The organism is Paracoccus alkenifer, from assembly GCF_900108405.1.
Classification (GTDB): Bacteria; Pseudomonadota; Alphaproteobacteria; order Rhodobacterales; family Rhodobacteraceae; genus Paracoccus; species Paracoccus alkenifer.
In genome coordinates, this window is sequence record NZ_FNXG01000002.1 from 106,337 (window position 1) to 126,150 (window position 19,814).

A 19,814-nucleotide genomic window follows, 5' to 3' on the forward strand; every position below is an offset into this window, starting at 1 on the left:
TGCGCGCCAGTGAAACAGGGCGATGAAACGGGGAAAAAACCACATGAACGACACCGCAGGCAACACCCCCGACCAGCCCGCGACCCGCAGCTACAAGCGGGTGATGCTCAAGATCTCGGGCGAGGCGCTGATGGGCGACCAGGGCTACGGGCTGCATCCGCCCACCGTCGCCCGTATCGCCGACGAGGTGGAATCGGTCCACAAGCTGGGGGTCGAGATCTGCATGGTGATCGGCGGCGGCAACATCTTTCGCGGGTTGCAGGGCAGCGCGCAAGGGATGGAGCGCGCGACCGCCGACTATATGGGGATGCTGGCCACGGTGATGAACGCGCTGGCGATGCAGGCCGCGCTTGAGGCCAAGGGCCTGCATTCGCGGGTGATTTCCGCGATCCGCATGGATGAGGTGGCCGAGCCCTATATCCGCCGCCGCGCCATCCGCCATCTTGAGAAAAAGCGCATCTGCATCTTTGCCGCCGGCACCGGCAACCCGTATTTCACCACCGATACCGCCGCGACGCTGCGCGCCAACGAGATGGGCTGCGAGGCGATCTTCAAGGGGACCAAGGTGGACGGGGTCTACGACAAGGATCCGGCCCGTTTCCCCGACGCGAAACGCTATGACAACGTGACCTATGACGAGGTGCTGCAAAAGCATCTGGCGGTCATGGACGCCTCGGCCATCGCGCTGGCGCGCGACAACAACCTGCCGATCATCGTGTTTTCGCTGGACGAGCCGGGCGGATTCTGCGGCATCCTGGCCGGCAAGGGCACCTATACAAGGGTCCACGGCTAAGACCGGGGCCGGAAAATTCCTGCGATGCGGGTAATCATTCCGAAAGGAATCCCGTGGTAGAGGGGTGCAGAACTATACAAGCGCCCGTTGAAGAGGCTATAGCTCCGGGAAACGATTGAAGAGGGAACCATGGCCGACGAGATCGAGATCGACACCGACGATCTGGAGCGCCGGATGAAAGGCGCGATGGACAGCCTGCGGCACGAATTTTCCTCGTTGCGGACGGGGCGTGCCTCGGCCAGCATGATCGACCCGATCATGGTCGACGCCTATGGCTCGTTGACCCCGATCAACCAGGTCGGCACGGTCAACGTGCCCGAGCCGCGGATGGTCACGATCAACGTCTGGGACAAGGCGATGGTCGGCAAGGTGGAAAAGGCGATCCGCGAAAGCGGGCTGGGCATCAACCCGCAGCTGAATGGCACCATCATCATGCTGCCGATCCCCGAGCTGAACGAGGAACGCCGCAAGGAACTGACCAAGGTCGCCGCCGGCTACGCCGAAAGCGCCCGCGTCGCCGTGCGCAACGTGCGCCGCGACGGCATGGACCAGATCAAGAAGGCCAAGGCCAAGGGCATGTCCGAGGACGACCAGAAATTCTGGGAAATTTCGGTGCAGGAGCTGACGGACAAGATGATCGCCGAGGTGGACAAGGCGCTCGAAACGAAACAAGCAGAAATCATGCAGGTCTGATCCATGGCCGCCGAAGCCGTGATGGCCTGCGCGCCGCTGGCCGGGGGGACCGTGGCGCGCGCGCGCCATGTCGCCATCATCATGGACGGCAACGGCCGCTGGGCGACCGAACGTGGCTGGCCGCGGCTGGTGGGACATCGCCGCGGGGCGCAAAGGGTCAAGGAAATCGTTCGCGCCGCCCCCGATCTGGGGGTGGATTGGCTGACGCTTTATGCGTTCTCGACCGAGAACTGGAAGCGCTCTACCGAAGAAGTCCTTGGACTCATGGCGATTTTCGCCCGCTACATCCGCCGAGAGGCCGCCGCGATGTCCGCCGAGGGCGTGCGTCTGCGCTTTATCGGCGAACGGGCAAGACTTGACGACAAGCTGCAATCGCTGATGTCGGGGATCGAGGCGCGGACCGCATCGAACACGCGGCTGAACCTGACCGTGGCGATCAATTACGGCGGCCGCGACGAACTCGCCCGTGCCGCCGCACGTCTTGCAGCCCGCATCGCCAGCGGCGAGATTGCCCGACCGACCGAGGCGGATCTGGCCGCCTGTCTGGACACCGCCGGCCACCCCGACCCCGATCTGGTGATCCGCACCTCGGGCGAGACGCGGATTTCGAACTTTCTGCCGTTTCAGGCGGCCTATTCGGAATATGAATTCACCCCGGTGCTGTGGCCCGATTTCTCGCCCGCGCATCTGGCCGAGATCCTCGAACGGACCAGTCAGCGCCAGCGCCGCTTTGGCGCGGCATGAGCGTGCCGGCGGCGCAAGGGCGCTGGGGCGACCTGGTGGCAAGGGTGCTTTCGGGCGTGGTGATCCTGCTTGCGGGGGCGGCGCTGCTGCTGTTGCCGTTGCCGCTGGCCAAAATCGGCATCGCGGCGGTGGTCGGCGGGCTGATCTGGGAACTGACCCGGCTTGCCGTCCCCGCACCCGCGCCGCGGCTGGTCGCCGGTATCGCGCTGGCAGCCGCCGCGGCGATGGCGGCGGCGCTGTATCTGGGGTCGCCCGCTGCGCTGCTGCTGCTGGTGCCGCTGGCCGCCGGGACGGCCGCCGCCCGCCCCGGGCTGCGCGGACCCTATGCCGGCATGGCTCTTGCGATGATGCTGGCGGCGTTCGGCGTCATGTGGCTGCGCGCGATGGAGGGGCTGCCGGCGACGCTGTGGGTGGTTGCGATCGTGGTGCTGTCGGACGTGCTGGGGTATTTCGTCGGCCGCATCGTCGGCGGCCCCAAGTTCTGGCCCGCCATCAGCCCGAAAAAAACCTGGAGCGGCACCGCCGCCGGCTGGATAGGCGCCGCCGCGCTGGGGTTGGCTCTTGTGATCACAGGCACCGCCCCCGCCAGCGTCATCGTGATCGGCCCGATTCTGGCCTTTGCCGGGCAGATGGGCGACATTGCCGAAAGCTGGATCAAGCGGCGGGTGGGCGTCAAGGACAGCTCGCAGCTGATCCCCGGCCACGGGGGGCTGATGGACCGTTTCGACGCCATGACCGGATCGCTGGGGCTGGCGACGCTGTTGTCGCTGGCGGGACTGCTGCCGGCAATCGGGGGCTGAATGCGCAGCGTCTCGATCTTTGGTGCGACCGGCTCGATCGGGGAAAGCGCCTTTGACCTGCTGATCCGCTCGGGCGGGGCCGAGGCGTGGCGCACGGTGGCGCTGACCGGAGGGCGCAACGTCGCGCGGCTGGCCGAGATGGCGCGGGCGCTGCGGGCTGAAATCGCCGTGATCGCCGATGAAACCTTGCTGCCGGACCTGCGCGCGGCGCTGGCGGGCAGCGGCGTTCAGGCCGCGGCCGGCGCGCAGGCAGTTGCCGAGGCTGCCGACCGCCCCGCCGACTGGTCGCTGTCGGCCATTGTCGGTGCCGCGGGGCTGGCGCCCGGGCTGCGGGTGGTGGAGCGCGGCGGCACGCTGGCGCTGGCCAACAAGGAAAGTCTGGTCACCGCCGGGCGGCTGCTGATGGGGCACGCGGCGCGGACCGGCGCCACCATCCTGCCGGTTGATTCTGAACATTCCGCGGTATTTCAGTGTCTTGATAGTGAAAACCTCGATCGGGTCGAGCTGGTAACGCTGACGGCCTCGGGCGGGGCCTTCCGCGACTGGCCGCTGGAACGGCTGGCGGCGGCGACGGTGGCCGAGGCCTCGACCCACCCCAACTGGGCAATGGGGCAGCGGATCACCATCGACAGCGCCAGTATGTTCAACAAGGCGCTGGAAGTTATCGAGGCGCATGAATTCTTCGGCCTGCCCAGCGAGCGGATCGCGGTGCTGGTCCACCCGGAATCCATCGTGCACGCGCTGGTGTCCTATGCCGACGGCGGCACGCTGGCGCATCTGGGCCCGCCCGATATGCGCCACGCCATCGGCCACGCGCTGCATTGGCCCCGCCGGGAAAAACTGCCGCTGCCGCCGCTGGATCTGGCGCGGCAGGGCAGCCTGACATTCCGCGAGCCCTGCGCCGCGCGCTGGCCGGCGCTGTCGCTGGCGCGGCAGGTGATCGCGCAGGGCGGCGCTGCGGGGGCGGTGCTGAATGCGGCCAAGGAACAGGCGCTGGACGATTTCATCGCCGGGCGCATCCGCTTTACCGACATGGCCGGCGCGGTCGCCCATGCGCTGGACCGCGCCGCGGGGCAGGCGGGGTTCGGCCGCAGCCCGGGCAGCCTGGCCGAGGTGCTGGCCTGGGACGAGACCGCGCGCCGCGACGCCGCGGGCTGGCGGGCTGCGGCATGATCGAGGCTGTGATCACACAGACCGGCGGGCTCGCCTGGACGGTCGTCGCCTTTGTCGTGGCGCTGTCGATTATCGTCGGCGTCCATGAATACGGCCATTATATCGTCGGCCGCTGGTGCGGAATCCGGGCCGAGGTGTTTTCGCTGGGGTTCGGCCCCCGATTGGTCGCCTGGCGCGACCGGCGCGGCACGGTCTGGCAGATCGCGGCGATTCCGCTGGGCGGCTATGTCCGGTTTCTGGGCGACGCCGATGTTGCCAGCGCGACGCGCGACGGAACCGTGGACCCGGCGCTTGCTCGGCAGACGCTGGGGGGCGCGCCGCTATGGGCGCGCTTCGCCACAGTGGCGGCGGGGCCGGTGTTCAACTTTATCCTTGCTGCGCTGGTATTTGCGGGTGTGATCACATGGCAGGGGCTGGCGACCGAGCGGGTCGAGGTCGGCGAGATCCTGCAAGCCCCGCCCGGCGTCGTGAACCAGCTGCAACCGGGGGATCGGATCCTCGCCATCGCCGGCCACCCCGTTTCCGACTGGCCGGCGCTGTTCCGGCTGCCCGAAACGCTGCCCGCTGCGGCCAGCCACGACTGGACCGTGCTCCGGGGCGGCACGGAAATCACCGTGACCGCCCCCGACCCGGCGCCGCCCCGGGTTTCGGGGGTGTCGCCGCGCAGCGCGGCCTCGGCCGCGGATCTGCGCCCCGGCGACGTGGTGCTGGCGGTCGAGGGCCGCCCCATCGCCCGCTTTACCGAGCTGCGCCCCCTGGTCGAGGCCGCGGCGGGCCGCCCCGTCGCCCTGCGCGTCTGGCGCCCGGGCGTGGGCGAGGCCGATTTCGTCCTGATCCCGCGCGAACAGGATCTGCCAACCGCTGGCGGCGGCTTTGAAAAACGCTGGCTGATCGGGGTCACCGGCGGCGAGGGGTATTTCCGCCCCTCTACCCGCACCCCCGGCCCGGTCGAGGCGCTGGCCATCGGGGCCCGCCAGACCCGCGACGTGGTCTGGGGCTCTCTGACCGGCATCGTCGCCATGGTTACCGGGCAGATCGGGCGCTGCAACCTGTCGGGCGCGATCTCGATCGCCGAGGTCGCGGGGGACGCCGCCAGCGCGGGGGCGGGAAATTTCTTCTGGCTGGTGGCGCTGCTTTCGGCGGGGATCGGGTTCCTGAACCTGCTGCCGATCCCGGTGCTGGATGGCGGCCATCTGCTGTTCTACACATGGGAGGCCGTGGCCCGCCGCCCCCCGTCCGAGCGCGCGATGGACATCCTGACCCGCATCGGAATGGCGCTGGTGCTGACGCTGATGATCTTTGGCCTGACCAACGATATTGTCTGCCGCTGAGGAATCGGCGGGTTTTGCGGCCCGTTTGCGCCGCTTTTTGCCCGGATTGCTTTGACAGCTCCCCCCCGGCGGGGTTAATCCTTGCGGCAAATGGCGGTCCGGAAAACCGGCGCCGGGCGCTGACGCGAGGGGCAGGCGATGACGGATCGGATCAGGGGCGGGGCTTTGGCCCGTGCGCGGGCGGCGGGGACCATCCCGGCCGTGGTGCTGGCGGCGGTGATCGGCGCCTTGGGCCCGGCGCATGCGGCGGTCTATGACCAGGTGCGGCTTGAGGGTGCGCAGTCGGTCGATGCGGAAACCGCGCTGTCGCTGGCCAATCTGCGCCGCGGCGCAGATCTGTCGCTGGGGGATCTGAACGACGCCCAGCAGCGATTGCAGCAATCGGGGCTGTTCGAGGCGGTGGAAATCGTCCCGCAGGGCCGCACGCTGGTCATCAAGGTCAGCGAATACCCGATGATCAACATCGTCAATTTCGAGGGCAACCGCCGCATCAAGGACGACCAGCTGGCCGAGGTGGTGCAGTCGCGTTCGCGCCGGGTGTTCTCGCCCAGCACGGCGGAACAGGACGCGCAGGCCATCGCCGCCGCCTATGCCTCGCAGGGGCGCTATGCCGCGCGCGTCGATCCGCGGGTGATCCGCCGCTCGGGCAACCGCGTCGATCTGGTGTTCGAGATCCGCGAGGGCAAGGTCACCGAGATCGAGCGGATCGGCTTCACCGGCAACCGGGCCTTTTCGGACCGCAAGCTGCGCGACGTGCTGTCGACCAAACAGGCCGGGCTGCTGCGCGCATTCGTCCGCCGCGACACATTCGCGCCCGAACGGATGCAGCTGGATGAAAAGCTGCTGACTGATTTCTATCGCTCGCGCGGCTATGCCGATTTCCGCGTGCAGGCCGTCGCCCCCGAGGTCGCGCGCGAACGCGACGCGTTCTTCGTCACCTACAACATCTACGAAGGCCCGCGTTACAGCTTTGGCAATGTCGCGGTCGTCAGCGAGATTGCGGGTCTGGATGTCGCCCCCTATCAGGCGCAGAACAAGGTGCGCCGCGGGCAGGTCTACAGCCCCTCGGCCGTGGAAAACACCATCCAGCGGATGGAGACGCTGGCCCTGCAACAGGGGCTGAATTTCGTCAGCGTCGAGCCGCGGGTGACCCGCAACATGCGCAACCAGACGCTGGACCTGACGCTGGCGCTGGTGCGCGGCCCGCGCATCTTTGTCGAGCGCATCGACATCGAGGGCAACACCACCACCCTGGACGAGGTTATCCGCCGCCAGTTCCGCACCGTCGAGGGCGACCCCTTCAACCCGCGCGAGATCCGGGCCTCGGCCGAGCGCATCCGGGCGCTGGGGTATTTCAGCGACGCGCAGGTGGAAACACGCGCCGGGTCCACGCCCCAGCAGGTCATTGTCGATGTGAACGTCGAGGAACAGCCCACCGGCACGCTGAGCTTTGGTGCCAGCTACGGCGCGGATGCGGGCGTCGGCTTCAACGCCTCGCTGTCGGAAAACAACTTTCTGGGCCGCGGCCAGACCGTGCAGCTGGGGTTCTCGACGGTCAGCGGCTCGCGCAGCTTTGATTTCAACTTTGTCGAGCCGTATTTCCTGGGGCGCGACCTGCGGGCGCGGTTCTCGGCGTGGTATCGGACCTCGGATTACTACAATGCGCGCTACAACACCCGCAGCATCGGCCTGTCCTCGGGGATCGAATTTCCGGTCAGCGACAACGGCCGGCTGGAACTGCGCTATCGGATCAGCAAGGACAAGCTGTTCGACGTGACCGAGATTCCGGCTTGTAATGAAGAAAGTCCCGTGCCCGCAGACTGCGAATGGATCGGCTCGTCCGATATCCTTGTGCAGGAAGTGGGCGAGCGGATCACCTCGGCGCTGGGCTACAGCTACGGCTATGACAGCCGCATCGTCGGGATCAATCCGCTGACCGCCTACAAGCTGCGCTTCGGTCAGGATTTCGCCGGGCTGGGCGGGGATGTGAAATCGGTCACGACCACGCTGCTGGCGGGGGTCGAAAGCCGCGCCTGGCGCGAGGAAATCACCCTGCGCGCCGAATTCGAGGCCGGCGCCCTGCACATGCTGGGCGACGAGGACAGCCGCATTACCGACCGCTTCCGCAGCACCGGCCGCATCCGCGGGTTCGAGGCCAACGGCTTTGGCCCGCGCGACCTGAACGCGCCCTATCAGGACGCCCTGGGCGGCAATTATTTCTGGGCGCTGCGCACCGAGGCGCAATTCCCCATCGGCGTGCCCGAGGAATACGGCATCTCGGGCGGGTTGTTCGCCGATGCGGGGTCGATCTGGGGGCTGGACAACACCATGGGCGGGACCGGCACCGACCCCGTTGACGACGGCATGAAGGTTCGCGCCGCCGTCGGGGCCTCGCTGTTCTGGACCACGCCCATCGGGCCGCTGCGCTTCAACTTTGCCAAGGCGGTCCGCAAAGAGGACTATGACAAGGACCAGAGCTTCGACCTGTCCATCACGACTCGGTTCTGATGCGCGGGCGGGCGGGGCTGTGCCGGTTATGGGTGCCGGCTGTCGTCGCGCTGCTGGTCGCGGGCGCACCCTTGGGGGCGCAGGAACCCGGCAGCGCGCGGCCGGTCCCGCGCACGGGTGACGCGCCGGCCGCCCAGCCCGTGCAGGGTGCGCCGGGGCTGAACGATGCGGCCAGCGATCTGGCCGGGCCGGCGGCGGCTTTGCCCGCCACCGATGCCCCGGATGCCGCGCCGCAGCCCGACGCGCGGCTGCGGCTGGCGCCTTTGGCCGGCGGACCGGGCGCCGATTCGCTGGCCATGGCCGTGGTCACGGTCGATCAAGAGGCGCTTTACCGGCAGTCGCGCTGGGGAATGCGCGCGCAGGCCGAGCTTGCCGCGCAGTCGCGCCAGGTCGCCGCCGACAACGACCGCGCCTTTGCCGATCTGGTCGCCGACGAGGATGCGCTGACCGCCGCCCGCGCCCGGCTGTCCCCGGCCGAATTCCGCATCCGCGCGGCCGAGTTCGACGAGCGGGTGATGGCCATCCGCCGCGAACGCGACGAGGCGCGCGAGGCGCTGTCCGACACCGCCGAACGCGACCGCGCCATCTTCTTTCAGGCGGCGGCGCCGGTGCTGGGGCGGGTGATGGTGGCGCGTGGCGGGCTGGTGATGCTGGATCAGCGCATGGTGCTGATCGCGGATGAACGCATCGACGTCACCGCCGATTCCATCGCCGCGCTGAACGCCGAGCTGGGCGACGGCCGCGAGATCATCGCCGCCGCGCTCAAGGCGCAGGCCGAACAGGAACGCGCCCGGCCGCAGGAGGCAGAGCCTCCGTCGTCTTCGGGGACCGACCTCGATACCGCCGAGGACGCGCCGCCCGCGGATCCGTCCGCGCCGGACGCCGCACCCGACCCTGACGCCGCCCAGGGCAGGGCCGACTGACATGCGGGCCGTCGCGGGCGACACGCTGATCGCCCTGCCGGGGCAGCGGATCGGGCTGCTGGGCGGTTCGTTCGATCCGCCGCACGCCGGGCATCTGCACATCACCGAAATGGCGCTGCGCCGGTTCCGGCTGGACCGGCTGTGGTGGCTGGTCAGCCCCGGCAACCCGTTGAAACCCCACGGCCCCGCCCCGCTGGCCGACCGCATCGCCTCGGCCCGCGCGCTGGTCCATGACCCCCGCATCCGCGTCACCGGGATCGAGGCGCAGCTGGGCACGCGCTGGACCGCCGACACCATCGCCGCGCTGCGGGCGCGCTGGCCCGGGGTGCGCTTTGTGTGGCTGATGGGGTCGGACAACCTGATCCAGTTCAGCCGCTGGGATCGCTGGCGCGGGATCGCAGCCCAGGTGCCGATCGGGGTGATCGCGCGCCCCGGCACCCGCACGCAGGCGCGCACTTCGCGGGCGGCGCGCATCATGTGGGGCGCGCGTCTGCCCGAATCCCGCGCCGGGCTGCTTGCGGACGCGCCCGCGCCGGCCTGGGTGATGATCAACGGGCCGATGACCGCGCTGTCGTCCTCGGCGATCCGGGCCGCGCGGAACCTCGCCCCCGGCAGCCGGGGCTGAGCGGGCGTCGCTTGCCAAGGCTCCGGCGCATTTGATAGCACGTCCAAAACACCGGAGTGACAGCATGTCCCAGCCAGAGCGCGCGCCCGCCCCCTACACCATCGCCGATCTGGCCCTGATCAAGCGCATCATTCCGCATCGTTATCCGTTCCTGATGATCGACCGGGTGCAGGACATCGTGCCGTTCGAGGGCGGGGTGGGGATCAAATGCGTGACCTCGAACGAGCCGCATTTCCCGGGGCATTTTCCCGATCAGCCGGTGATGCCGGGCGTGCTGCTGGTCGAGGCGATGGCCCAGACCGCGGCCGTGGTGGTGGGGATCACCTGCAACTATATCGACGAAAAGCTGCTGACCTATTTCATGGGCGTGGACAACTGCAAGTTCCGCCGCATGGTCCAGCCCGGCGACGTGGCCGAGCTGCATGTCAAGGTCAAGCGCCCCGGCGGCAAGATCTGGAAATTCACCGGCGAGGTGAAGGTGGACGGGCAGGTCTGCGCCAGCGCCGAATTCACCGCGATGATGGCCGTAAGCGACGCGACCGATGCCTGACACGCAGATTCACCCCTCGGCCATCGTCGAGCCGGGGGCGGAACTGGGGCAGGGGGTCCGCATCGGGCCTTTCTGCCATGTCGGCCCGCAGGTGCGGCTGGGCGACGGCGTCGAGCTGAAATCCCATGTCGTCGTCGCCGGCGAGACCGAGATCGGCGCGGGCACCGCGATCTTTCCCTTTGCCTCGATCGGGCAGGCGCCGCAGGATCTGAAATTCAGCGGCGAGCGCACGCGGCTGATGATCGGCGCCCGCAACCGTATCCGCGAATATGTGACGATGAACCCCGGCACCGCCGGCGGCGGCGGGCTGACGCAGATCGGGGATGACGGGCTGTTCATGTCCAGCAGCCATGTCGCGCATGACTGCCGGATCGGAAACGGGGTGATTCTGGTCAACAGCGTCGCCATCGCCGGGCATTGCGTGATCGAGGACGAGGTGATCGTCGGCGGGCTGTCGGGCGTGCATCAGTTCGTCCGCATCGGCCGCGGCGCGATGATCGGGGCGCTGAGCATGGTCACCGCCGATGTGCTGCCGCACGGTCTGGTGTCGGGTCCGCGCGGGCAGTTCGAGGGGCTGAACCTGGTCGGGCTCAAGCGCCGGGGCGCCAGCAGGGCCGAGATCGCGGACTTGCGCGGGTTGCTGGCGGCGCTGGCATCGGGATCGCTGCGCGAGACCGCGCAGCTGCGCGCCGGGGACGAGGTCACGGCGATGGAACGCGAGGTTCTGGATTTCATCCTCGGACCCAGCGACCGCAGCTTTCTGCGCCCGCAGCTGCGATGAGCGGGGCGCCGAAAACCGCGGTTCTCGCCGGCGAGGGCGCGCTGCCCGGGCTGATCGTGCGCGCGCTGGGCGATGCAGGGACCGCGCCGCTGGTGCTGGCGCTTGAGGGGATGCCCGTCGCCGTTCCCGCCGAGGGTTTCCGGCTGGAACAACTGGTGCCGCTGCTCGACCGGCTGGTGGATCAGGGGTTCGCGCGGGTGGTGTTCGCCGGCGCGATCCGCCGCCCGCGGCTGGACCCGGAACGGTTCGACGCGCGCACCGCCTCGCTGGTGCCGCGGATCCTGACCGCCATGCAGCACGGCGACGACGGCGCGCTGCGCGAGGTGATCGCGATCTTTGAGGAATGGGGGCTTGAGGTCGTGGGCGTCGATGAGGTCTGCCCCGCACTGGTCCCTGACGAGGGCGTGCTTGCGGGCGAGCCTTTGACCGCCGACCGCGCCGACGCTGCCCGCGCCGCTGCGATCCTGTCGGCCACCGGCGCGCTGGACATCGGGCAGGGCTGCGTGGTGGTGCAGGGGCTGTGCCTGGCCTTTGAAACCCTGCCGGGGACCGAGGCGATGCTGGATTTCGCTGCCCTGCACCAAGGGCTGCGCCCCCGCCCCGAGGGCGCACGCGGCGTGTTGTTCAAGGCGCCGAAGCCTGGGCAGGACCGCCGCATCGACCTGCCCGCCATCGGTCCCGACACGGTGGCGCAGGCCGCCCGCGCCGGGCTGGCCGGGATCGCATGGCAGGCCGGCGGCGTTCTGCTGCTGGACCGCGAGGCGACGATCGCCGCGGCCCAGTCGGCGGGGGTGTTTCTGTGGGCAAGGGCGTGATTGGGTATTTGAACCAGAAAGAAGCATCCGGGCCTGCGCGGGTGGCCGCATGAAGGCGTTTCTGATCGCGGGCGAGCCCTCGGGCGACCGCTTGGGCGGCGCGCTGATCGCGGGGCTGCGCGAGCTGGACCCGGGGCTGGAGATCGCCGGGATCGGCGGCGAGGCGATGGCGGCGCAGGGGCTTTCCAGCCTGTTTCCCATGTCCGAGCTGTCGCTGATGGGGATCTGGGAGATCCTGCCCAGATACCGCGCGCTCAAGCGCCGTATCGCGCAGGCCGCACAGGCGGTGGTGGCGGCCGCGCCCGATGTGCTGATCACCATCGACAGCCCCGATTTCGGCCTGCGGGTGGCGCGGCTGGTGCGGGCGGCGGCGCCGGGGATCCGCACGGTGCATTACGTGGCGCCCTCGGTCTGGGCATGGCGGCCGGGGCGGGCGGCGAAAATGGCCGAGGTTGTGGACCATGTGCTGGCGATCCTGCCGTTCGAGCCGCCCTTGATGCACACCGCCGGGATGAGCTGCGATTTCGTCGGCCATCCGGTGGTGGCCGAGCCGGTGGCAACCCCGGCCGAGGCCGCAGCTTTCCGCGCCCGCCACGGCATCGCGCCCGAGGCGCCCCTGGTGCTGTGCCTGCCCGGCTCGCGGCAGGGCGAGGTCGCCCGGCTGGCCCCGCGTTTCGACGAGGCGTTGATCCGGCTGCGCGACCGGGTGCCCGAGCTGCGGGTGGTGCTGCCCACGGTGCCGGGGGTGTCCGCGATGGTGGGGCAGATGGTCAGGCGCTGGCCCACCGCCCCGGTCGTCGTGCAGGACAGCGCGGACAAGCGCGCGGCTTTTGCGGCGGCGGATCTGGCGCTGGCGGCGTCGGGGACGGTCAGTCTGGAACTGGCGGCGAATCAGGTGCCGATGGTGATCGGCTACGACATGGCGCCCATGACGCGGGCGCTGCTGGGGATGCTGCTGAAAACCGACACGGTGACGCTGGTCAACCTGGTCACCGACACCCGCGCGGTGCCTGAATTCCTGGGCAGGCGCTGCCGCCCCGAGCTGATGGCGCCGGCACTGCTGCAACTGCTGGACGACCCGGAGGCGCGCGACGAACAGCTGGCGGCGATGGAGCTGACCATGAACCTGCTGGGCCGGGGGGGCGAGCCGCCCGGCCTGCGCGCGGCCCGCTCGGTCATCAAGGCGGTCAGAGCGCCGCGGTGACGATCACCTCGACCCGGTAGTCCGGGGTCGCCAGCCGCGATTCGCCGGTGGCGCGGGCCGGGCAGTGACCCTGCGGCACCCACGCGTCCCAGACCGCGTTCATTTCCGCGAAATCCGCCATGTCGGCCAGCCAGATCTGGGCGGTCAGCATCCGGGTGCGGTCGGTCCCGGCCTCGGCCAGCAGCCGGTCCACCTCGGCCAGCGCGGTGCGGGTCTGCTGGGCCACGTCGTCGCCCGCCTGGCCGACCTGCCCGGCCAGATAGACGATGCCGTTATGAACGACGCCCATGCTCATCCTGGGGCCGCATTCGATCCGTTCGATCCTGGTCATGGTCACGCTCCGCTTGCCAACCGCCAAAAGAATAGCGCCGTCATGCCGAAACCCACGACCGCGATCAAGCCGCGCAGCACCGGCGCGGGGATGCTGCGCGCGACCGGCGCGCCCATATAGCCGCCGATGATGGTGCCGCCCGCCACCCACAGCGCCGGCCACCACGCGACCTGCCCCCCGGCGGCAAAGATCCCGAGGCTGATCATCGACAGGGCAAAGGACAGCCAGGTCTTCAGCCCGTTCATCTCGACCAGATCGGTCATCCCCCACAGCGCAAACAGCGCCAGCAGCACGATCCCCAGCCCGCCGTTGAAATACCCGCCGTAGACCGCGACCGGAATCATGGTGCCGGCCCCGAACGCCGCGACGCCCCCGCGATAGCGCGAGGCAAAGTCGCGCAGCCGCCCGCCCGCCATGAACACCAGCGTCGCAGCCAGCAGCAGGAACGGGACCAGCACGGCGAAAGCCTCGTTCGAGGACACCAGCAGCAGCGCCGAGCCGGCGGACCCGCCCGCCATTGTCAGCACCGTCAGGCGCAGAAACAGCCTGCGCGGCAGGCGCGCGATTTCCCGGCGGAACCCGATCGCGGCCGACAGATACCCGGGCAGCGCCGCCACCGTGCTGGTCGCATTGGCCGACACCACCGGCACCCCCACGAACACCAGCGCGGGAAAGGTGATGAAGGTGCCGCCCCCGGCCACCGCATTGAGCATCCCCCCGACAAATCCGGCGATGAGCAGCAAGAGGATTTCGGTCACGGACAGCTCCTGTCAGTTGCAGCGCGCGCCACACTGGCCGCAGCCGAGGGGCAGGGCAAGAGCCGCCGCCGGATGGTTTCCGGCAGGCGGGAACGGATGATCCGGCTTGGCCCGGCATCTCGCTGCATGGGATTGGAGCGGGTGAAGGGAATCGAACCCTCGTCGTAAGCTTGGGAAGCTTCTGCTCTACCATTGAGCTACACCCGCGGCTTGGCTGCGATATACAATGCCGCCGCCCGGGTCAAGCGGGCAGTCGGCCGCCGCCGCCGCTTCTTCCTTGGGAAAATATTCCCGCCGGAGGCTCTGGCGCGCGCTCGCGGACCTGCTAGAGCAGCCCCATCTCGGTCAGTTCGCGGACCAGTTCCGGGGGCAGGGCGTCCTCGCTGGCGCGGCCGGGCGGCAGGTCGGGGGGCGCGTCCTTGGGTTGCAGGTAGCGCCAGCCCTGGAACGGCCGGCGGGGCAGGGCGGCCACGCGCACCAGATCCCGGTCGAGGATCAGCGCGCATCGGGTGATGCCGTCGGCGCCGATCCGCTCTTGCAGATCCAGCAGCCGCTGCCGTGCCAGCATCACGCCCCGGAACACCCAGTAGATCGAGCCGCCGTCCAGCAGTTCTTCGGCGCGTTTCGGGCGCATCCGCGTGACATGGACCGCGGGGCCTGCGCCAAAGCGTTCCCGCTGCCATTGTTCCAGATCCTCGGGGCCGTCGGCGCCGACGCACAGCTTCATCATGTGGATGGGGGCGGTCATGGGGCCCATATAATCCCCCTTGCGGCGGGTTAACAGGGGCCGCCCGGTCCGGGCGGAAACCGGCGCAGCCTGGAAAAAGCGCCCGCCTGCCGCGGGTTGCGACCGCCTGCCGCAGGGCGTAGGGGATCGTGGAAAGGATGCTCTCATGACTTCGCAAAACTCTGGTGGTGCCGGGCTGCGGCAGGGGGAACTGATTGCCATGCTGGCATTCCTGTTCGCCACGGTCGCCTTTTCCATGGATGCCATGCTGCCGGCGCTGCCCCAGATCGCGGCCGAGCTGATCCCGGGCGACGTGAACCGTGCGCAGCTGGTGCTGACCAGTTTCATGGCGGGCATGGGGGTGGGCACGCTGTTTGCGGGGCCGGTCTCGGACGCGCTGGGGCGCAAGCCGGCGATGGCGATCGGGCTGACCATCTATCTGGTCTTTTCGATCGTGGCGATGTTCGCCAACTCGCTTGAGGCGCTGCTGCTGGCCCGTTTCGCGCAGGGGCTGGGCGCGGCCTCGCCCCGGATCGTGGGCACCGCGCTGGTGCGCGACCTGTATTCGGGGCGCGAGATGGCGCGGATCACCAGCTTTATCATGATGGTGTTCATGATCGTGCCGGCCATGGCGCCGCTGATCGGGCAGGGCTTCATCGCGGTGCTGGGCTGGCGCGGCGTGTTCATCGGCTGCTTCATGTTCGGGACGATAGGCTGGTTGTGGCTGGGCCTGCGCCAGCCCGAGACGCTGGCCCCGCAGGCCCGCCGTCCCCTGCGTCTGGGCCATCTGTGGGCCGGCATGCGCGAGGTGCTGTCGGACCGGCAGGTGGTGCTGAGCACGATCACCATGACGATGGGGTTCGCGCAGATGTTCGCGCTGCTGTCCACCGCCCAGCAGCTGTTCGGCGAGACCTATGGGCAGGGAGACCGCTTTCCCCTGTGGTTCGCCGCCATGGCGCTGCTGGCGTCGCTGGGCACGTTGATCAATTCGCGGCTGGTGATGCGGGTGGGCATGCGGATGATCGCGCGCACCGCCTATCTGGCGCAGATTTTCGTCTCGGGCGCGTTCCTGCTGGTGCTGGAGGGCGGGCTGCTGCCGCCGGCGCTGCAATTCCCCGTGTTCTTTCTGTGGGCGGTCGGCATCTTTACCATGGCGGGGCTGACGTTTGGCAACCTCAACGCGCTGGCGATGCAGCGGATGGGACATATCGCCGGGCTGACGGCCTCGATCGTGGCGGCGCTGTCCACGCTGGGGGCGGTGCTGATCGCGGCACCGGTGGGGCTGGCCTATGACGGCACCGCCATGCCCGTGGCGGTCGCGGCGCTGGCCTGTTCGGCGCTGGCCTGGGCGATCATGGGGCTGATGCGGGGCTGACGGCCGGGCCGGGCGGTTGACTCTGCCCGCCCCGCGGCTATAAGCGCCGCTTCCATTGGTGTTGGTGGACCCCGCAAGGGGAAGCCTGTCGCCCCATGCGGGGGAAAGGACAACGCCCTTCTGCAACGAACTGAAGGAGATCAGCGATGACCAAACGCACCGCTGCCAAATACAAGATCGACCGCCGCATGGGCGAAAACATCTGGGGCCGTGCCAAATCCCCGGTGAACAAGCGTGAATACGGCCCCGGCCAGCACGGCCAGCGCCGCAAGCAGAAACTGTCGGATTTCGGCACCCAGCTGCGGGCGAAGCAAAAGCTCAAGGGCTATTACGGCGACCTGACCGAAAAGCAGTTCCGCCGCATCTACGCCGAGGCCGTGCGTGTGCGCGGTGACACCGGCGAAAACCTGATCGGCCTGCTGGAGCGTCGGCTGGACGCGGTGGTCTATCGCGCGAAATTCGTGCCGACCATCTTTGCCTCGCGCCAGTTCATCAACCACGGCCATGTGACCGTGAACGGCAAGCCGGTGAACATCGCGTCCTATCGCGTCAAGGAAGGCGACGTGATCGCCGTGCGCGAGCGTTCGCGCCAGCTGGCCATCGTGCTGGAGGCCGTGGGCCTGGCCGAGCGTGACGTGCCCGATTACATCGACGCCGACCACAACAAGATGACCGCGACCTTTGTGCGCACCCCGGAACTGGGCGACGTGCCCTATGCGGTGGTGATGGAACCGAACCTGGTCGTCGAATTCTATTCGCGCTAAGAAGTTCATCCTATTTGCGCAGATTTGGCGCAAACGGGTTGCAAGGGCCGTCCTTCGGGGCGGCCCTTTTTCCTTGCGTCGCCGCCGGACCGGGGCTCTGCCCCGGACCCCGGGATATTTGGGGCAAGATGAAGCAGCGGGCAGAGGTTGACAGCGCGGGCGTCGGTTTCCATGGGTGGGGGATGCAGCAAGTGCCCGCCAATACCGACAGCATCCCGCGCCCCGACGAGGCGCTGATCGTCGATGTGCCCGGTTACGACGGGCCGCTGGACCTGCTTTTGACTCTGGCGCGGACGCAAAAGGTCGATCTGATGCAGATCAGCGTTCTGGCGCTGGCCGAGCAGTATCTGGACTTTATCGAGCGCGCGCGCAGCCTGCGGATCGAGCTGGCGGCGGATTACCTGGTGATGGCGGCGTGGCTGGCCTATCTCAAGTCGCGGCTGCTGCTGCCGCCCGATCCGCTGGCCGAGGGGCCTTCGGCCGAGGATCTGGCCGCGCATCTGGCCTTTCAGCTCGAACGCTTGCAGGCGATGCGCGAGGCGGCGGCGCGGCTGATGGGGCGGGCGCGGCTGGGGCAGGACCGTTTCGCCCGCGGGGCGCCGGAAACCGTGGCGCGGACGCGCGAAATCAGGTGGCAGGCGGGGCTGATCGAGTTGATGCAGGCCTATGCGCGCTTGCGCACCCGCGACGAGTTCCGCCCCTATGCCTATGACCGCCGCGACATCTGGTCGCTTGAGGATGCGTTGGACCGGATGCGCCGGATGATCGGCCACAGGGGCGGCTGGACCGATCTGATGGGCTTTCTGCCCGAGGGCTGGGCCACGCCGGCGCGGCGACGCTCGGCCACGGCGGCGACATTTGCGGCCTCGCTGGAGCTGGCGCGGCAAGGGCGGGTCGAGCTGCGGCAAGAGGCGGTTTTCGCCCCCATCTCGGTGCGCCCGCGATGAATCCGCCACCCGAGGATCAGCAGGAACGCATGGTCGAGGCGCTGCTGTTTGCCGCAGCCCAGCCGCTGAGCGTGCAGGATCTGGCGCGGCGGATGCCGGCGGGCTGCGATCCGGCCGAGGCGCTGCGCCGGCTGCGCGCGCGCCATGTCGGGCGCGGGGTCGAACTGGTCCGCGTGGGTGATGCCTGGGCGTTCCGCACCGCCGCCGACCTGGGATTCCTGATGCAGGAGCAGGTGGTCGAGACCCGCCGCCTGTCCCGCGCCGGGACCGAAACCCTGGCCATCGTCGCCTATCACCAGCCCGTTACCCGCGCCGAGATCGAGGAAATCCGCGGCGTCTCGGTCAGCCGTGGCACGCTGGACCAGCTGATCGAAATGGGCTGGGTCCGGCTGGGCCGCCGCCGCCAGACCCCCGGCCGCCCGGTGACCTTTGTGGTGACCGAGGCGTTTCTGGACCACTTCGGGCTGGCCAGCGCCAGCGATCTGCCGGGGCTGGCAGAGCTGCGAGCGGCCGGGCTGCTGGACAGCCGGGCAGGCGCGATGCCGGGGCTTGCGCCGGATCCTGAGGACGCCGATAGTCATGCGGACGGGCCGGGGGACGATCTTTTCGGCGATTGAGTCGCGCAATCACAATGGCTTGCGCCGAATCCTGCGCATGAGAGGCTGCACCATGAATGCCAATCGCCTGATCTCCATGCTGATCCGCCGCCTGATGAACTGGGGCATGGACAAGGGGATCGACCTCTATGCCCGGCGCAGCGGTGGCACCGCGGCCGACGGCAAGCCCACCCCCGCCGCGCAGAAACAGGCCCGGACCGCGCGTGAGACCGCCAAGCGCGCCCGGCAGGCGGCGCGGATCACCCGCAAGCTGCGCTAGCCCTTAGCCGCGGAACTGCTTGGCGAGCTTCAGCCCCTGGCCCTGGTAGTTCGAGGCGATGCCGGCGCCGTAAAGTCGGTCGGGCGGCGCGGCCATGCGTTCATAGACCAGCCGGCCGACGACCTGCCCGTGTTCCAGCGCGAAAGGCGCCTCGTGGCAGCGCACCTCCAGCACGCCGCGCGCGCCCGCGCCGCCGGGGCCGTGGCCGAAACCGGGGTCGAAGAAACCGGCGTAATGGACCCGGAATTCGCCCACCATCGCCAGATAGGGCGACATTTCCGCAGCATATCCGGGCGGGATCGTCACTGATTCGCGGCTGACGAGGATGTAGAACGCGCCGGGGTCGAGGATCAGGCGGCCTTCGTCCGTGCGCAGCTCGTCCCAGAAGTCCCGCGCGCGGTAGCCGCCGATGCGGTCGAGGTCGATCACCCCGCTGTGCGGGCGCGCCCGATAGCCGACCAGATCGCCCGAAACCGGCCTCAGATCGACCGAGAACCCCAGCCCGCCGTCGATCAGCGGCTCGCCATCGACCAGCGGCTGCGTGCCGTGCAGAGCCGCCAGCGCCGGGTCGTCCAGCGCAGCCTGACCGTGCCGCAGCCGCAGCTGGTTCAGCCGCATCCCCGGCCGCACCAGCACCGAAAAGCTGCGCGGGCAGATCTCGGCGTAAAGCGGGCCGTCGTAGCCGGGGGGAAGGCGGTCGAACTCGGTCCCGTCGTCGGTCACCAGCCGTGTCAGCAGGTCGAGCCGCCCGGTCGAGGATTTGGCGTTCGCGACCGCCTCGACCGCTTGCGGCAGGGCCAGCCGTTCCTGCAACGGCACCAGATAGACGCAGCCTTTTTCCAGCACGGCGCCGCCCGACAGATCCATGCGGTGCATCTCGAAATCCGCCAGCCGGTCGGCGACGCTGCGCCCGCGGCCGGCAAGAAACGACGCCCGCAGCCGCCAGGCGGTCGCGCCCAGCCGCAGGTCAAGGCTGGCCGGCTGGATCTGGTCCGCGGTGATCGGTGTTTCGGCGGTGATGGCACCCTCGGCGATCAGCCGGCGCAGGGCGCTGTCGGGAAGGACTCCGTTCACATCAACCCCGCATCAATCCTGC

The 19,814-nt window shown here is 69.1% G+C and carries 22 protein-coding genes and 1 tRNA gene; 18 read left to right on the forward strand and 5 right to left on the reverse strand.

Features of this window, described 5'->3' with window-relative positions:
• Positions 1–43: 43 nt before the first annotated feature.
• The 13 genes from pyrH to lpxB all read left to right on the forward strand — a co-directional run bounded on the left by pyrH (position 44) and on the right by lpxB (position 12,940).
• Complete coding sequence (gene pyrH, locus BLW83_RS04655; RefSeq protein WP_090846150.1) at positions 44–793, forward strand: UMP kinase; 750 nt, start codon at positions 44–46, stop codon at positions 791–793.
• A gap of 129 nt (positions 794–922) precedes the next feature.
• On the forward strand, positions 923–1,486 hold the full coding sequence (gene frr / locus BLW83_RS04660; protein WP_090846153.1) for a ribosome recycling factor: 564 nt from the start codon (positions 923–925) through the stop codon (positions 1,484–1,486).
• Between the two features lie 3 nt (positions 1,487–1,489).
• Positions 1,490–2,230 carry a polyprenyl diphosphate synthase gene (uppS, locus tag BLW83_RS04665; protein WP_425433936.1) on the forward strand — a complete coding sequence of 247 codons (741 nt, stop codon included), beginning with the start codon at positions 1,490–1,492 and terminating at the stop codon, positions 2,228–2,230.
• Positions 2,227–3,030, forward strand: a complete 804-nt coding sequence (locus tag BLW83_RS04670) for a phosphatidate cytidylyltransferase (protein WP_090846155.1) — start codon at positions 2,227–2,229, stop codon at positions 3,028–3,030. Before uppS ends, BLW83_RS04670 begins: the two co-directional genes overlap by 4 nt.
• On the forward strand, positions 3,031–4,203 hold the full coding sequence (gene dxr / locus BLW83_RS04675) for a 1-deoxy-D-xylulose-5-phosphate reductoisomerase (RefSeq protein WP_090846157.1): 1,173 nt from the start codon (positions 3,031–3,033) through the stop codon (positions 4,201–4,203).
• Positions 4,200–5,534 carry an RIP metalloprotease RseP gene (rseP, locus tag BLW83_RS04680; RefSeq protein ID WP_090846159.1) on the forward strand — a complete coding sequence of 445 codons (1,335 nt, stop codon included), beginning with the start codon at positions 4,200–4,202 and terminating at the stop codon, positions 5,532–5,534. Before dxr ends, rseP begins: the two co-directional genes overlap by 4 nt.
• Before the next feature lie 138 nt (positions 5,535–5,672).
• Entirely contained in the window at positions 5,673–8,042 is a 2,370-nt protein-coding gene (gene bamA / locus BLW83_RS04685) for an outer membrane protein assembly factor BamA (protein WP_090846161.1), read from the forward strand.
• 32 nt (positions 8,043–8,074) lie between these two features.
• Positions 8,075–8,965 carry an OmpH/Skp family outer membrane protein gene (locus BLW83_RS04690; protein WP_177172494.1) on the forward strand — a complete coding sequence of 297 codons (891 nt, stop codon included), beginning with the start codon at positions 8,075–8,077 and terminating at the stop codon, positions 8,963–8,965.
• Position 8,966: 1 nt separating this feature from the next.
• Entirely contained in the window at positions 8,967–9,590 is a 624-nt protein-coding gene (locus BLW83_RS04695; protein WP_090846165.1) for a nicotinate-nucleotide adenylyltransferase, read from the forward strand.
• Between the two features lie 64 nt (positions 9,591–9,654).
• On the forward strand, positions 9,655–10,140 hold the full coding sequence (gene fabZ / locus BLW83_RS04700) for a 3-hydroxyacyl-ACP dehydratase FabZ (RefSeq protein WP_090846167.1): 486 nt from the start codon (positions 9,655–9,657) through the stop codon (positions 10,138–10,140).
• Complete coding sequence (lpxA, locus tag BLW83_RS04705; protein WP_090846169.1) at positions 10,133–10,921, forward strand: acyl-ACP--UDP-N-acetylglucosamine O-acyltransferase; 789 nt, start codon at positions 10,133–10,135, stop codon at positions 10,919–10,921. Before fabZ ends, lpxA begins: the two co-directional genes overlap by 8 nt.
• Positions 10,918–11,736 (forward strand): LpxI family protein, encoded by an 819-nt coding sequence (locus BLW83_RS04710; protein ID WP_090846171.1) that lies wholly within the window; start codon positions 10,918–10,920, stop codon positions 11,734–11,736. Before lpxA ends, BLW83_RS04710 begins: the two co-directional genes overlap by 4 nt.
• A gap of 49 nt (positions 11,737–11,785) precedes the next feature.
• On the forward strand, positions 11,786–12,940 hold the full coding sequence (gene lpxB / locus BLW83_RS04715) for a lipid-A-disaccharide synthase (RefSeq protein ID WP_090846173.1): 1,155 nt from the start codon (positions 11,786–11,788) through the stop codon (positions 12,938–12,940).
• Here lpxB and BLW83_RS04720 read toward each other — a convergent pair.
• From BLW83_RS04720 to BLW83_RS04735, 4 genes are all read right to left on the reverse strand, one after another.
• Positions 12,924–13,271: a RidA family protein gene (locus BLW83_RS04720; RefSeq protein ID WP_090846175.1), complete on the reverse strand. Its 348-nt coding sequence runs from the start codon at positions 13,269–13,271 to the stop codon at positions 12,924–12,926. The two genes, lpxB and BLW83_RS04720, sit on opposite strands and share 17 nt — an antisense overlap.
• A 2-nt stretch (positions 13,272–13,273) precedes the next feature.
• Complete coding sequence (locus tag BLW83_RS04725; RefSeq protein ID WP_090846177.1) at positions 13,274–14,029, reverse strand: sulfite exporter TauE/SafE family protein; 756 nt, start codon at positions 14,027–14,029, stop codon at positions 13,274–13,276.
• 133 nt (positions 14,030–14,162) lie between these two features.
• A tRNA-Gly gene (locus BLW83_RS04730) sits at positions 14,163–14,236 on the reverse strand.
• Positions 14,237–14,354: 118 nt separating this feature from the next.
• A complete protein-coding gene (locus BLW83_RS04735; RefSeq protein WP_090847456.1) occupies positions 14,355–14,777 on the reverse strand; it encodes a DUF1489 family protein in 423 nt (140 codons plus the stop codon).
• 145 nt (positions 14,778–14,922) lie between these two features.
• Here BLW83_RS04735 and BLW83_RS04740 point away from each other — a divergent pair, with 145 nt between their 5' ends.
• The 5 genes from BLW83_RS04740 to BLW83_RS15675 all read left to right on the forward strand — a co-directional run bounded on the left by BLW83_RS04740 (position 14,923) and on the right by BLW83_RS15675 (position 18,718).
• Entirely contained in the window at positions 14,923–16,131 is a 1,209-nt protein-coding gene (locus BLW83_RS04740) for a multidrug effflux MFS transporter (protein WP_245728638.1), read from the forward strand.
• 146 nt (positions 16,132–16,277) lie between these two features.
• Entirely contained in the window at positions 16,278–16,895 is a 618-nt protein-coding gene (gene rpsD / locus BLW83_RS04745) for a 30S ribosomal protein S4 (protein WP_090846180.1), read from the forward strand.
• 182 nt (positions 16,896–17,077) lie between these two features.
• Positions 17,078–17,842, forward strand: coding sequence for a segregation and condensation protein A (locus tag BLW83_RS04750; protein ID WP_090847460.1), 765 nt, complete (start codon positions 17,078–17,080; stop codon positions 17,840–17,842).
• A complete protein-coding gene (scpB, locus tag BLW83_RS04755; protein WP_090846182.1) occupies positions 17,839–18,459 on the forward strand; it encodes an SMC-Scp complex subunit ScpB in 621 nt (206 codons plus the stop codon). The genes BLW83_RS04750 and scpB overlap by 4 nt, the downstream gene beginning before the upstream one ends.
• A gap of 52 nt (positions 18,460–18,511) precedes the next feature.
• Positions 18,512–18,718 (forward strand): hypothetical protein, encoded by a 207-nt coding sequence (locus BLW83_RS15675; protein ID WP_090846184.1) that lies wholly within the window; start codon positions 18,512–18,514, stop codon positions 18,716–18,718.
• Positions 18,719–18,721: 3 nt separating this feature from the next.
• Here BLW83_RS15675 and BLW83_RS04765 read toward each other — a convergent pair whose 3' ends face one another.
• Positions 18,722–19,792 carry a 2'-deoxycytidine 5'-triphosphate deaminase gene (locus BLW83_RS04765; RefSeq protein WP_090846186.1) on the reverse strand — a complete coding sequence of 357 codons (1,071 nt, stop codon included), beginning with the start codon at positions 19,790–19,792 and terminating at the stop codon, positions 18,722–18,724.
• Between the last annotated feature and the right edge of the window lie 22 nt (positions 19,793–19,814).